At 37.8% G+C, this 14,659-nt stretch carries 9 protein-coding genes and 1 riboswitch; of the genes, 5 read left to right on the forward strand and 4 right to left on the reverse strand.

The features are described from left to right. Positions 1-147: 147 nt before the first annotated feature. The 3 genes from CRN96_RS10375 to CRN96_RS10385 all read right to left on the reverse strand — a co-directional run bounded on the left by CRN96_RS10375 (position 148) and on the right by CRN96_RS10385 (position 10,485). Positions 148-4,773 (reverse strand): DEAD/DEAH box helicase, encoded by a 4,626-nt coding sequence (locus CRN96_RS10375; RefSeq protein WP_179647190.1) that lies wholly within the window; start codon positions 4,771-4,773, stop codon positions 148-150. Then, entirely contained in the window at positions 4,766-7,519 is a 2,754-nt protein-coding gene (locus CRN96_RS10380; RefSeq protein WP_097041862.1) for a hypothetical protein, read from the reverse strand. The genes CRN96_RS10375 and CRN96_RS10380 overlap by 8 nt, the downstream gene beginning before the upstream one ends. Before the next feature lie 71 nt (positions 7,520-7,590). After that, positions 7,591-10,485: a DEAD/DEAH box helicase gene (locus CRN96_RS10385; protein WP_097041864.1), complete on the reverse strand. Its 2,895-nt coding sequence runs from the start codon at positions 10,483-10,485 to the stop codon at positions 7,591-7,593. Positions 10,486-10,668: 183 nt separating this feature from the next. Here CRN96_RS10385 and CRN96_RS10390 point away from each other — a divergent pair, with 183 nt between their 5' ends. Further along, on the forward strand, positions 10,669-10,848 hold the full coding sequence (locus tag CRN96_RS10390; RefSeq protein WP_097041866.1) for a hypothetical protein: 180 nt from the start codon (positions 10,669-10,671) through the stop codon (positions 10,846-10,848). Positions 10,849-10,912: 64 nt separating this feature from the next. Here CRN96_RS10390 and CRN96_RS10395 read toward each other — a convergent pair whose 3' ends face one another. Then, complete coding sequence (locus tag CRN96_RS10395) at positions 10,913-11,809, reverse strand: formylglycine-generating enzyme family protein (protein ID WP_097041868.1); 897 nt, start codon at positions 11,807-11,809, stop codon at positions 10,913-10,915. A 105-nt stretch (positions 11,810-11,914) separates the two neighbouring features. Here CRN96_RS10395 and CRN96_RS10400 point away from each other — a divergent pair, with 105 nt between their 5' ends. The 4 genes from CRN96_RS10400 to CRN96_RS10415 all read left to right on the forward strand — a co-directional run bounded on the left by CRN96_RS10400 (position 11,915) and on the right by CRN96_RS10415 (position 14,614). After that, on the forward strand, positions 11,915-13,531 hold the full coding sequence (locus CRN96_RS10400) for a sulfatase family protein (RefSeq protein WP_097041870.1): 1,617 nt from the start codon (positions 11,915-11,917) through the stop codon (positions 13,529-13,531). A gap of 68 nt (positions 13,532-13,599) precedes the next feature. Beyond that, a riboswitch (SAM riboswitch) is annotated at positions 13,600-13,704 on the forward strand. 69 nt (positions 13,705-13,773) lie between these two features. Then, the gene (locus CRN96_RS10405) at positions 13,774-13,965 is read left to right on the forward strand and encodes a hypothetical protein (protein WP_097041872.1); all 192 of its coding nucleotides are present in this window, start codon (positions 13,774-13,776) and stop codon (positions 13,963-13,965) included. A gap of 93 nt (positions 13,966-14,058) precedes the next feature. Then, complete coding sequence (locus tag CRN96_RS10410; RefSeq protein WP_218839932.1) at positions 14,059-14,322, forward strand: glycine zipper domain-containing protein; 264 nt, start codon at positions 14,059-14,061, stop codon at positions 14,320-14,322. Positions 14,323-14,335: 13 nt separating this feature from the next. Further along, complete coding sequence (locus CRN96_RS10415) at positions 14,336-14,614, forward strand: hypothetical protein (protein ID WP_097041877.1); 279 nt, start codon at positions 14,336-14,338, stop codon at positions 14,612-14,614. The last annotated feature ends 45 nt before the right edge of the window (positions 14,615-14,659 follow it).

Below are 14,659 nucleotides of genomic sequence, written 5' to 3' on the forward strand. Positions count from 1 at the left end.
TTCCCTAAGTATGCGATCTAAAGGAATATAGTATAGTGAGGTTCTTTACTGCTGAAAATAATTTGAAATTCAAATATTTTATAAATTCTTTTCAACTATATTATTGTCCCCAAGATTTAATAGGAAAATATTTGTTATAACACTCATTTATATTAATGTAGTATTTCCCATAATACTTTTTAACGCACTTAAAGCCCCTATTCTAGTAAGGTGTTCATGAAAGTGTTGATTCTCATAATTTCTTAAGCAACTATAACAAGAAGTATCTTCAGTACATTTACACTTAGACAATTTATCATATGCTCTTGTGAAAATTTCTTGAACTTCTGCATCAGTTCTCTCATACAATCTTTTAACATGCCCTGCTCCTCCTGGCACTTTGTCGTATAACACAAACCGTACGGTTCTTTTGTTTTTTTCTCCTAAGTACTCTACTGTTCCTGAGATATCTCTTCTTTCTATACCTAAATTTGCTGACATCGTATCTAACAAAGCGTATAAAACACCTAAGGCATCATAGAAATCAAGATCTATATTGAGCTTCAATAAGATTACATCTGTTTTAAATATGTGACCTAATGATTTTCTTGAAAAAGACCCTTCACAATCTCTGCCCCATTTATTTTTATGTGACTTCTTTTTTGCTTGTCTATCATCTAAAAGTCCATAGCCACATTCGTTACAAATAATAAACTCACTAGTATTGATCACGGCCAACTCATCATCTTTAGTTGATCTCATTTGAATGTTGTAAGCTGATAGCTTATCATACGATTCTTTTTCTTTACCTTCTAAATAATATACGGAGCTACGCTTTGTTCGATGAGGTGTTTTAGTTGTAGCTTTTTCTATTCGGTCTTCACTTGTAAAACCAAATTCAGGAATAATTAATCTTTTTTGTTGTTTTTCATTTAACTCTTCCTTACATAAAGAACACTTGGATAACTTCTCTTTAAGTTGATCCTTAACTATATTTAAATGTTTGCACTCCTCGTTAGAACACTTTATATAAACATAAGATGGCAAACCAATATTTTTTTTAGGGGGTAAGTTTATATACCTGCTTTTATAAATATATCCATCAGCTATGACTTCTGAATCTGGTGCATATTCATTAATTGCTTGAGAAAGGTCCCTTGAGAGACGCAGTGTGTTATTACTATCTTTAGTAAAACTTGTTTCCAATTCTACTGTATCTACTGGGAATCCATATTTAGGTATAATATTACTCCTACTCATGTATTGAATTATTCCAGTTGATTTTAGAGAAATCATTGCTTTATCAACATTCATGAGTTCCCCTGTTTTCCTTTTCATTACCAATTCATCATATAATTCACTCAGTTCTTTTAATTCAATCTTGTATTTTTCATATGATTCCAGAATAGGTGAATTTTCTTCATCAACTAATTGTTCTACATATTCTGTTGAATATTTTTTCAATGCATCTGGTAAAATTTCTTTAATTCTCTTTGCTAGTATATCTTTTTGGTCCCCAATAAAATCAATGAATAAACTTATCCCCTCTTCATTGAAAAATGAATCTATCTTGTTCTCAGTAAAAAATTCTGGATACTTTTTAAAGTATGCTGCGATGACTAAAGAATTGGCATGCCTCATTGCAATTTTGTAATTATCTCGATCAAATACAGGAGGAGATATACGTCCTTTAATGAGGCTTTCAGGGTTATTAAAATAGTTCATATCATGGCTGGTTAAGTTACTATAAGTTAAGCTAAATGCAGCTGCCTGAGAACTCCTCCCTGCACGCCCTGCTCTTTGGATATAGTTGGCTGGAGATGGTGGAATATTTCTCATGAAAACAGTTTCTAAGTCCCCCACATCTACACCCATTTCAAAGGTTGTAGAGCAACTAAGAATATTAATTTCTTTTGTTATAAACTTATTCTGGTAATCTCGTGCCTGATCTGGAGATAATTGTGCAGTATGTTCTTTAATCACCATAGGGACAGTTTCATTTGTTGTATATATTTTATAATAATGACTATTAGACTGAATTTGGGAAGGATTTGTTTTATTTAATACATTAAACCGATGACAGTTTATACAGTAATCAGTAAGAGAACTGTATTGTATCTTATGGCAACTATTACACTGGTAACAATCTTCATTGCGCATGTCCTTTATTTTAATATCTCGATTTGATAATTGATATTTCTCTCCGTCTTTATTGATTATTAATGGCCAATCTTCTAGCTTCAATTCTTTAATGAATTCAAAGAACCCCTCTAAAAATTCCTGTATTCTATCTTCTGTTTCAATTTTTGTTAAATCTCTGATCATTTTAGTGCTTTTATTATTTTTATGTTGAGATATAAAACCTTTAATTTTACCAGCACTATAGTTAGAGACAAATTGTCTTTTTTTCACTCTAAATATATCTTCTAAATCTTGAGATTGAAATTCTTGAGGTACTTCTATTGCGTAATTTACTATGAAGGGCCGAAGTAGGTAATTGAAAAAGTCGTTCTTATCTTTATTTGTAAACCCCTCAATAAAAAGATCTTCGTTCATCTCCAAAAGTTCAGAGAAATTGATTTTCATATCAATAATACCTAGCTGTACTAAACTGTTTCTATCTCTAGAGACATATTCATAAAGCAGAGTTTTAATTGCTTCTTTCTGTGGTCTAAAATTCTGATCTTCACTTTTCATTTTACTTTCTATTAAACCACTTAGTATTCGAGCAATTAGATGAAATTTAAATTCTGTTTGGCCGGGGTTTTCAGTTGTTGCTATATCTAATGCTTTCATTAGAAGTCTCTTTTTAAATATATTTTGATAAGTGTAACTAAAATATGAAGCATAACGTGCAGCTTGTTGTCTACTGTCTGAAAAAGTTAAATATTGCTTTGGTCTTTTAATTACTTCTGTTCTTTTTTTTATAGGTTTAAAGAACCCCCCTTTAGAATGATTACTCTCAACTTTCTTAGTCTCTGATGAGGGTAAAGATTCAAACAAACTCGAACCTATGACACTTGTTGAACTCATTTGAGGAAAATAAAAATCCATAGTAATACCAGATCGTGTATCACTGGAAGTACATGAAAGACATTTGAAAAGGATATTTTTTTCACTTTCTTTAGTCACTATATACTTATGATAGGTTCTGTCTGTTTCAAATCTATTATTAGTAATCTGGTTAATTGGAATTACTTTTCCTGAGAAGGTATCAATATTGAATATCTTATAATCCTTATTATCTTTATAACCGTCTATACTATTCGTCAAGAGATATTCCGATTCATATTCTTCTGACTGTATGAAAATTCCATTATGAATACTCCCTTTTAAATAGATTTCTCCACAATATTTGCATATGGAAATCTGATAGTATCTTGCTCCTTCTTTATTAGTTTTACTAGGGGATAGTTTTAATTCTGGTTTCTTCCCAAAAGAAATATAGCAACCTTCTATGGTTTTTATAAACATATGGTATCTTGCATCAAATGGTTTGATCCCTTCTTTTATAGCCTTACTTGCTACATCTACAAAGTTTTGCAAATCATCATCTGTAATATTCAAGGTATTGGTAATATCTTTTACAGACATTTTTTCAGCCAGTATATTTTTAATTTTGAAATAGAAAGCATCATTGGTCACCAAATTGAATATCAATTCTTCAACTGTTTCTTCTCTATGTGGGATATCCAGATAATCTAACTCCTCCTTTAATATCCTTATGTGTTCTTCTTGAGAAGCATTCTTTAATCCTTCATTAATTCGTTTATAAATTTCTCTTGGAAAATCAACTATTTTTGGAGAACCTTTTATTTTCTCCCTTTTTGAAAAGATGACTGACTCTCTATCGAAACTATTGCTTCCAGTCAAGTTGTTAGCGTAATTGACAATATCATCTACAGATTTTTGGTCCCCTAAAGTAGCACTTGTTAAAATATAATTTAAATCTTTTGTATTTATCGCTTCTTTCAGTCTGGATAATAGCATAGATATTTCAATTCCCAAGGCTCCATAATAAGTATGGGCTTCATCCAATACAATATATTTCCATTCTTTTGAATGAGGACCAGAGAAAAACATCTCATCTCCCGGTCTCAATAACAGGTATTCGAGCATTGCGTAGTTACTTATTAAAATATTAGGAGGTGACTCTTTCATCTTTTCCCTTGAAATAATTTCATTTTCTAAAGGATCAGATTTATATTGTGCATTATAATGGTTGATAGCTGACTCTTCTTTATATTTTGTTTCTCCGGTATAAGCGCCAAAAGTAATGTCAGGATAGTTCGCCAACAGTTCCCTAAAACGTTTCATTTGATCATTTGCTAAAGCGTTCATAGGATAGACTATCAATGCTCTTACGCCTGGACCCAACGTCCCTTGAGCATTCTCGTTCATTAGTTCATTGAGGATGGGATAGAGAAAGGATTCTGTTTTACCTGACCCTGTACCGGTAGTTACTACTGCACTTTTATTGTTCGTGCCAATCACTTCAAAGGCTTTCTCCTGGTGACTGTATAAAGGTCGATTTAAATGCACTGCCTTATGTTTAGAATTGTTGAGTAATTGATAGTCAGCGTTTAATACGCCTTCATGAATCAGGGCGTTTAAACTTCTTCCTTTGGTAAATGAATCTGTCACTTCCAGATACGGACCTTTTCCTATTTCTTCTTGTTCCAATGCCTCAGCAAAGAGCTTATTATAAAAAGGATGCTTAATGTATCTTCCCGTTTTCATAAACTCTTTGTAATCATTTACAATTCTTTGCGACTCTTTTAATGGCTTAAACATGACACTCATCCTTTCTTAAAATTATTTCATCTATTATTAAATAACGGCTGTAATCTCTAAGATTGTAGTATGTATTTAAGAATCCTGTTTCCTTATCTAATATCAATGCTTCTTGATTAGTATCCTGCCCTCTAAACGTAATATATTCCTCATCTGAGTAGAGCATTTTCATTCTCACAGGATTAATATAATCATAGTATTTCACCTTGATATTACCGCTCACATGGTCTACAGCCATATGGTACATTTTCGCAATATAAATTTCACTTTGAGAAACCCATGTAAATCTAACGTATAAGTTTTTAATTTCATATCGATCTTCATCACATATAACTGAGTCTATCTTTAAATTTTTTTGTTTCGATTCAATAATGAGAAAATCCCCATGATACTCACTTCTACTTTCAACTATATCAAGTGAATTTGAAAAATACTTTTTCTCTCGAATAATTGATAAAGTGTATTTATGATAGTCAGTTAGTACTCCCGGAAACATCACCTCATCTGATAAGGGGAGAGTCATTAATTTATCAGGTTCATTATATCTTTCATATCGTATTTTCAAGTTCTTCGGTCCTACATAATTGCATTTGACAATCAAATCTTTCCCATCAGGTATGGTGAGAAGACTCTTAATCTTAGGTTGATTAGTAACTTTAAAAATACTAAACCTCTCACCTTTTACGTTTATATATAATGTCTTAGACGGAGAGCTTAGTTTATTAAAATTCTCCAAATTAAATTCTTTGTATCCCTCTCTTTTCTCTATAACACCAAGTTTCAAAGGCGTAATAGGTCCTCCAGCCTCAACTTGCCATATAGGGTGGTTTGCCAAACCTTTCGTTCTAATAGAAGTTTCTTTAAAATCTTCAAACCATATCTCTTCATCTTCATCCCCGTCTTTAGATAGTATGGAGGGTAGTTGAAATATTAATTTCGACTTCTGATTAAGCGGAAAAACAAAAGTCCCCTCTGTATTAGTTGGATGTGTTAAAGGGTGGAACTCTCCCTCAATTAGCGGAGATTGCAACTCGAGCAATGTAGCATGCTTCTCTTTTGTGTATAAATATTTATCAAATTTATAATCTAATTTTCCTACAGGCATAAATCTACCATGATAGATCCATATTGATGATCCTTTTTTCCTTAAACCAATCTCGTATATATTTGTAGTCTTAAATTCTATTCGAAGCATTCTGATTATTTTTCTTACATCTATTTTGACTACTACGTCATCTCCTGCCTCTTCAATCACTTCAGCATTATATAGTTTGTCTAGATCAAATTTTTCAGAATTATTTATTTCTAAGATAAAGTCCGATATATACTCATCTTTGTGCAATTTCAAATAAAAGTTAGAAAAGCTTTTTATCAATTGTATTTCCTGCTTATCATTCATTAATTTCACATGACTAAAGAGGTCATCCTTAAGAAAACCTGTATCGAAATTAATTCCTTTCGCATTTATTAGATAGTCATTTACCACTACTTCCGTGTCTTCTTCGAGTAAAGAAGTATATAAATTACAGTCATCACGAAATTCTCTTTCTTCATTACCATCTTTGATTGTTTCTACCTCATAAGGGGTGACTATTGTGAAAGAATTATTCAGTTTAATCTGATTTATGCTAACTAATCTTTCTTTATCATTAAATAAGTAAAAATCTCTGACAAAAAAATCTTTAGAATCATATATTATTTTATCGTTTTCATAGACTTCATATCTCAAATCTGTGCTTAAATTATTGATTAACAACTTTTTATTTTCAGTCGCATAGCCTATTTCCGTATGTATGACTTCTAGAGGATGTGAATTAATCAGTTTTTCTTTATTATATATATTCACTTTATAAGATCTATTCTCATATTCGTATATATGATAAGAGGGAATATTAATTATTAGTCCACTATCGTTTAATTCTAGATATTTATGAGCATGTACATTTTTGTGAGTTTCTAGTGTTTTCCCTTGTTCTCTTAATAAAATTTTTCTTTTAATATCTGTATATTTATTTTTGAAAATAGCTGTATACTTATTCTTCTTAAAAACCGGAACTATATTAAAATTAAGTGCATGAATATAGGTTAACCATTCTCTTAATATAGTCGTCACGAACTCGGGAGAATTATAATATGCATGTATAAAATAGTTGGGTACTTTTTGAATAATGCCCGTCATCTTTTCACTGTTTATATCGTTATCCTCTTCATTTAAAATATAGTCTCTAAAAGCATGATAGAGCTTTAGAAAAAATGTAGTTACATGCCTGTGATTAATATTCTCCTTCAACTCTTTGAAGTAGACTTCCACAAGAAATTCAAAAATCTTATCCGCGTTACAATTCAATATGAAGTTTTGCATTAAAATGCTATCTCTATATCTTTTAGATTTTTTCGTTTCTATGATGTGAGAATATCTTTTTAGGTGCCTAAAGACTCTCTTTTGAAGATTTTGTATATTTATGGTTGTATAATCGATTCCTAATTCATTCAAAAACATTATAAAAAGATCATCTTCGTCATTATATTGTCTTCTTGAATATTCAATTATACTTAATGTAATAAGGAATGTTTTTGCTTCCAAATCATATCCAAAGTAACTTTTCTTTGATAGAATTTCTTTACTTTTAACCATCAAAGCATCATAGTCATTATCATTAATTTCTAACCAACCATACAGAAACATACTGTCTGAATTTGTTTTTAAATTGTCTCTTGCTTCTCTCAATTTAACTTCAATAGACATAATATAGCCTCCCAAATACTTATAATCGGAAAGTCTTTTAGACTGGTTAGTGATTTTTAAGTTTTCATTTTTTAATTTGACTCAGTTTTAATGGCACTTTCAAAATATCTAAATACCCCATACTCCACAGGATCTTCCAATATAAAATTCATCCTTGCTACTTTATGATTACCATCGCCTATTCCATTCTCTAAATTCTCAGCTGATTCTAAATCGATATCGACTTCTCCTAAATAGTAATGCTCCGCTTCTGCCTCATCTTTTTTCACAAATAGATACAGCGTCACCTCATCATTTTTATAATCCTCTATAATCTCTTTATTGATCTTCGAGTTTAAGTCTGTTCCTTTTCTCGTAAACCACTGAAACACATGTGAGTCCAAAAACCGATCATCATATTTCACTGAGTCATCGATGTCTTCGCTCTTATTGTAGTTGATGAATATCGGCACTGTATTATGCTTATTTTTATAACCATACATTACGCTTGACTCGTCTTTATCCCAGTTCAACACTCTGCAGACGTCTTTCCTGCTGTACTTCTCGTTCAAGGTGAGTGGTTGTCGCTGATTGTAGTCTTCTGATTGCAGTACCGCCAGTGCTAACACATCTTCTACATCAGCCTTGAAATTCTCATCTTTCAAGGCATCATTAAATTCTTTACTCAAGGTAATTTTATTATCCTCTACTTTAATTAACGGATATTTATATTTGTTAACTGACTGACTCGTATAAAACTCCAATGTTAACATTCTTAAAATAGAGCGCATTGTACGGTCCGTCATATAGTAGCCTTTTTCACGTATTCCCAATTGAAAATCGATTTTATCAACATGATCATTTACAAGTAAGTCTTGCAACAAAAGTACTTCCTGCACCCTTTTACCGTCTACAACCTCTTTCGATAAAAATGTCAGTATCTTATCCTGTCCGTTTGTCAGTGGCTTTACAGGTTCTTTTAACTTCTTTAAAAATGCAGGATAGTGATTAAATTTATTTAATACCAACATCGGACTCATGGCGTCCTGATCATTATGTAGGTCAACAAGTGATGGAATGTGCCCTAACTTATCTTTCGTATAAGCGTACATCTTTCTCAAGTTTGCTAAATCGCTCGCCCGGTTTTTAGAAATCGACTTAAATATACGTTCCTGTGCGATTCTTTCAAAGTTAATCGTAGATTCCCCGGAAATCATATTGCGATTCATTAAATTCCGTCGTAAGTTATCTTTGTTAAATGACTTATCCCCCGTTAAAGCAACAGGAATTAAATAGTTATTTTTATAGTTACCAATAAAATCAATCACAGTAAGAAATTCTTTACTTTCATGTTTCCGCAAGCCCCGACCAAGTTGTTGAACAAAGATAATACTTGATTCTGTCTGTCTTAGCATCACCACTTGATTGACTGATGGAATATCAATGCCTTCGTTAAAAATATCTACTGTAATCAAATAATCCAGCTCGTTTTTCTCAAGCTGTTTCACTGCCTGGTCCCGATCTTCTTGTGAATCAAGTCCTGTCAGTGATTTTGTTTTAAATCCTCTTTCATTTAGTAATCGAGAGAGTTCTGCTGCTTCTTTTCTGTTTGAGACGAACATTAATCCTCTAACCTCTTCACCAGCATGGGAATAATAGTAGAGCTTATCAATTATATGATCAATCCGATCCTCATGAATTAAATCTGTTAACACACTATCATCTGTAATCGTTTCTCCATCACTCTCAAAATCAGTGACACCAAAGTAATGGAACGGTGCGAGTATTTCCGCTTCCAATGCTTTTTGTAGTCTGATTTCATAAGCAATATTGTAGTCAAACAAACTGAATATCTCTGTGTTATCCGTTCTCTCAGGTGTCGCTGTCATACCAAGCAAAAACTTTGGAGTGAAGTAATTAATGATTTTGTGATACGTATCTGCCCCGCTTCTATGCGCTTCATCTATCACAATATAATCGAAATCATCTCTGTTAAATTGATACAGATGATCTTCTCTTGATAATGTCTGCACTGTCGCAAAAAGATATTTCGCATGCTTATCTCTCGCAGTCCCACTGTAAATTCCAAAGTTCTCAACATCCGAATTTATTAGATCCCGATAGTCCTGTAATGACTTCTGTAATATCTGTTCACGGTGTGCGATAAATAACACCCGTTCAGGATCGAACTGTTTTACATCAAAAGCAGATAAGTACGTCTTTCCTGTACCTGTTGCTGAAACAATAAGCCCTTTATCTTCTCCTCTTAACCTCAAACCCTTTAACGACTCCAATGCTTCTCTCTGCATTATATTTGGCGTAATTTCTTTTGGATCGTTGTTTGTATAGCGGTACGGTTGTTTATTCTCGATTAAATGCAGTACTTTATCGTCATGCTTCAGCTCTTTATATAAATCCTGATAATCTCTAATCCACTCGTCAGAAAGTGCTGTAGAACTTTCCCAAAGCACTTCAAATTGTTCTTTAAAATTATGTATGACTTCCCCGTTATCTAAAGAAGTGAGCTTTAAGTTATATTCATAATTCTTCTTTAAAGCAGAATCCGTTAAATTCGAGCTGCCGATAAACATAGTGGAATACCGGCTGTTATCAAATATATAGCCCTTCGCATGAAAGCCTGCCTGGTCGGTAATGCGCACATCGATATTTGGTATTTTAAGCAGCTCTTTAAACACTGTCGGTTTGTTGAAGTTCAAATATGTAGACGTGATAATTCTTCCTCTGACACCGCGCTTATTTAACTCGTAAAGCGCCGTCTTTAAAGAAGCAATACCACCTTCAGTGATAAAGGCTACAGAAATCACAAAAGACTCACATGACTCCAATGCATCCAGCATAGGTGAGAGTACATTTTCTTCTTTTGTATTAATGATCAACTCTGGCGGATGATGTGATACTTTACCGGTATAGCGATCAATAAAGCCTCGTTCATATGCGTTCAATAAATTGTTTTGTAAATGCTCCATATAGTTCACACCCGATATACGAATTCTTGTTATAAAACATATTTTCTATATTTTACCATAGCTCTTTTTGCTTTTCAGGATATCATTGTCTTTCTCATCATTTATCTGTTACCCTGAAAGTGTTAATTGTCACTTTCAAAGAACAAACAGCGCAAGCAGTAAAAATCCATGGGAGGTATATGAATGGCCACCAGGGAAACAGGAAATGCAAAGCACAAGATCAACTATCTCGGCATCTGCATCGTTGCAGGCACGGCTTTTGGCATCTCACTCGGCGGCATGTTCGACAGCACGATAATCGGCATGGTGACAGGCTCCGGACTCGGCTCTGCGATCGGTTATCTCTACAACAGTAAAAACTGACTTCCACGTCAAAAAGTGCAGGCCTCCCCGGTCCGCACTTTTTTCGTTTTTGAATTCAAGTAGTCTACTCATCCTTCACCGTCCTGAATCCCATGTTCCCGGTTGAGCTGTCCACCATATTCGATGACCTTGCTGCGACCCTGTACCGGTTACAGTAGGAATGGTGGCAGAGGTATGAGCCACCTCTTAAGGCCTTCGCCTGCCTGGTCTCATCAAACCAGTTGCTGCACCACTCCCATACGTTGCCTGAAGCATTGTAAAGCCCGTAACCGTTCGGCTTGTACGCGTCGATTGGTGCGGTGCCGATGTAGCCGTCAGCCTGTGTATTGTTCATCGGGAATTCACCCTGCCAGATGTTGCACATATGCCGGCCCGGTTCGAGTTCGTCTCCCCAGGGAAACCGCTTCTGTTCCAGTCCGCCCCTTGTAGCATACTCCCACTCCGCTTCGGTCGGCAGCCGTTTGCCGGCCCATTTGGCATAAGCTTTGGCGTCATTCCACGACACATGGACGACCGGGTGGTCCAGGATATCTTCAATGTTAGAGGATGGTCCGTGCGGGTGTTTCCATGATGCACCCTCCACCGCGAGCCACCACGGGGTGTTCGGCAGCTGCCCTTTCACATGTCTATCATCGACTTCCGCAAGCAGCATATGGAACACAAACGACCATCCGAACCGCTCCGCATCGGTCACGTAACCTGTTGCATCGATGAACGCCTTGAACTTCCGGTTGCTCACCTGATACTTGTCTATATAAAAGCCCGCGACTTCGACTTCCCGCACAGGACCCTCGTTGTCCTCCCGGTTCGCATCCGCATCCTCCGAGCCCATGAGAAAGGTGCCTCCGGGGATGAACGCCATGTCTTCTGTGTCCTGGTTTTCTTTATCTTTGATTTCCTGCGTCTCCCTGATTTCACCCGCTCCTCTCGACGGGGCGCAGCAGCTTTTATGTTCTTTCATGCTTTTCCTCCTCAACTTCGTATAAGGGGTTCCGCTTCATAAGATTTCCGGGTTCCTTTATAATTGATGATAACAGAAAATATCAAATATTTAAGGAGTGTAGACATGTCTGAAAAGAAACCGAACATTGTATTGATTTTCGCGGATGATCTCGGGTATGGGGACGTCTCCTGTTTCAATGAAAATTCCAAAGTGAAGACGAAGCATCTGGAGGGTCTGGCGGAGTCCGGGATGATATTTACGAATACGCACGCGACTTCCGCCTTGTGTACACCGTCCCGCTACGGGCTGCTCACCGGGCGTTACAACTGGCGCTCGAAGCTGAAGAGCTACGTCCTGCCGGGGGACTCGATGCCATTGATCGAGGAGGACCGCCGGACGCTAGCGCATATGCTTAAAGACGAAGGCTATCAGACCGCGGCCATCGGTAAATGGCACCTCGGCCTCGGCTGGCAGCTGACGGATCAGCCGGACTTTGAGAAGTACGGCCTCGACCCTGAGGATTTCCCACGCATGGAGAAACGCCACGGCCGTGACGGCATATTCGACGTCCGTGCGGGGCTTGCTGATTTCGAGGGCCTCGATATCGATTACTCCAAGCCGATCACCTTCGGTCCGAATGAACTCGGATTTGACTATTTCTTCGGCACACCGGCCTCACTCGACCAGCCGCCGTTCGTCTACATCGAGAACGACCGTGTGACGGCGGAACCGAACGGCACGACGGGCGTATCGAACCTCGACCGCCTCGGCCCGAACAACCAGACGCAGTGGCAGAACGGCGTCATCGCACCGGACTTCGTCCATGAGGAGGTGCCGGACGTCATGCAGGAGAAGACGCTCGGGACGATCGACAAGTTCACGGAGGGTGATGATCCATTCTTCCTCTACTATCCGAACCACCTCGTCCACGGGCCTTTATTGCCGAATAAGGAATTCAAAGGGAAATCCGGCATCGGACTGTACGGCGACTTCATCCTGCAGCTCGACCATTACGTCGGGGAGATCATCGACAAGCTCAAAGAGAAGGATATATTCGATGAGACAATCTTCATCTTCACAAGCGACAACGGTGCTTCAGGTGTAGCCGGCTTCGAGGCGCTGCATGCCAAAGGGCACTACCCGAACCATATATTCAAGGGCGCGAAAGGCGATATATGGGAAGGCGGCCACAGGGAGCCGACGATCATTTCATATCCGCCGGCGATTGAAGCCGGCGGGGTTTCGAACCACCTGATCAGCTTATCCGACCTGTACCGCACAATCGCCGAACTGATCGATGCGGATGTGCCGGATGATGCAGCGGAGGACTCCTATTCACTGTCACCGATATTCGAAGGCCGGACGGAGGAAGTCCGGGAGGATGTCGTCCACTCTTCAGCAAACGGCGGGCTTGCCATTCGCCGGGGGAAATGGAAGCTTGACCTCGTTGAAGAGGGCGGCGGAATGGGCGTGACGCAAAAGCAGATGGAGCGCGGCGAACAGCCGTCATTCGAGCCGACCGAGCTGTATGACCTTGAAGCGGACATCCGGGAGCAGCATAACGTGATCGATGAGCATCCGGATCTCGTTGAAGATATGGTCACATCTCTTGCGGAGTACGTCCGCCTCGGCCGCTCGACACCGGGAGAACCTCAGGAGAATGAAGGCGGCAACGACTGGCCGCAGTTCGGTTGGATCGAGGAGTACAGGCAGTACGTCGATCAATTCCAGTATGACTGATCATCAAATAGACAAATAAGATGAAATAATTAAAGCCAGGCAGTATAATACAATTAAATAAAATAGTTCTCTTATTAAGAGTGAGTGAAGGGACTTGGCCCTGTGAAGCTCCGGCAACAGCTTGTAAAAGCGATGTGCCAAATCCAACAGTTGCTATAACTGGATGATAAGAAGCCGTGTTAAAGCTCTTCTTAATTCAGGAAGAGCTATTTTATTTGAAAAAATAAAAAGGTGGTAATCAAATGAAAAACGTACGCGAACTATTTTCAGAATTGGACGATTGGAAAGCATACACACCGGCCAGCACGATGAGCAGCATAGCGAAGTTGAATCATATCAGCAGTTTGGAGCGGGAAATCAAAAACCGCATCGATGTTGAGGATTACAAAGACTATATATTATCCAAAGAAGGAAACCGGTCACTGGAGAGTTGAGGAAAATCTGGAGCTCAATGTTTACTCCAGCAAAACCGGCCTGGGCATCTTAAAATCAGGATGCCCAGGCCTCTTTTTTATATATTTTTATAGATGAATTTCTGGTATAATTTAAGTGAATATTCTGTCATTCAAGGGGATGAGGCAATGGCGAATGAAAAAGAGGAACGGCATGAAGATCAGGAAGAGACCGGGGAGGTGGATGCCAACTACCTTGCCATCGGGCTCGCACTCGGCCCTGCTTTCGGAATGGTGATCGGTATGCTCGCCGGTAACGTCGGGATCGGAATATCCCTCGGGATGAGTTTCGGTCTGCTTTTAGGCACAGCGCTTGGTGCAAGGAAAAATAACAATTGAATGGACTGATATTATGTGGATACTCGTCATCGTACTTGCAGGCATACTCGCAAGCGTCATCAGTGAATACTTGAAGCACCGTAGGAAGATGGAGCAGATGCGGCTCGACCACATAGATAAGGAAATCGAGCTGGAGCGGATGAAGCAGGAAAACTACCTGCTCGAAAATGAGGAGATGCGCACCGTCCTCGACCGCATCAAGGAAGACAATAAACGTCTTGAAGCGCAGAAAGACACCAAATGGCTGATCCAGGAAACGCGTGAACGGCAGCTTGAGGAACGGAGCGGATGAAGTTGAAATAATTCACTTTTTCATATATCATATACAGGTTGGAAT

Source organism: Salinicoccus kekensis (assembly GCF_900220995.1).
Classification (GTDB): domain Bacteria; phylum Bacillota; class Bacilli; order Staphylococcales; family Salinicoccaceae; genus Lacicoccus; species Lacicoccus kekensis.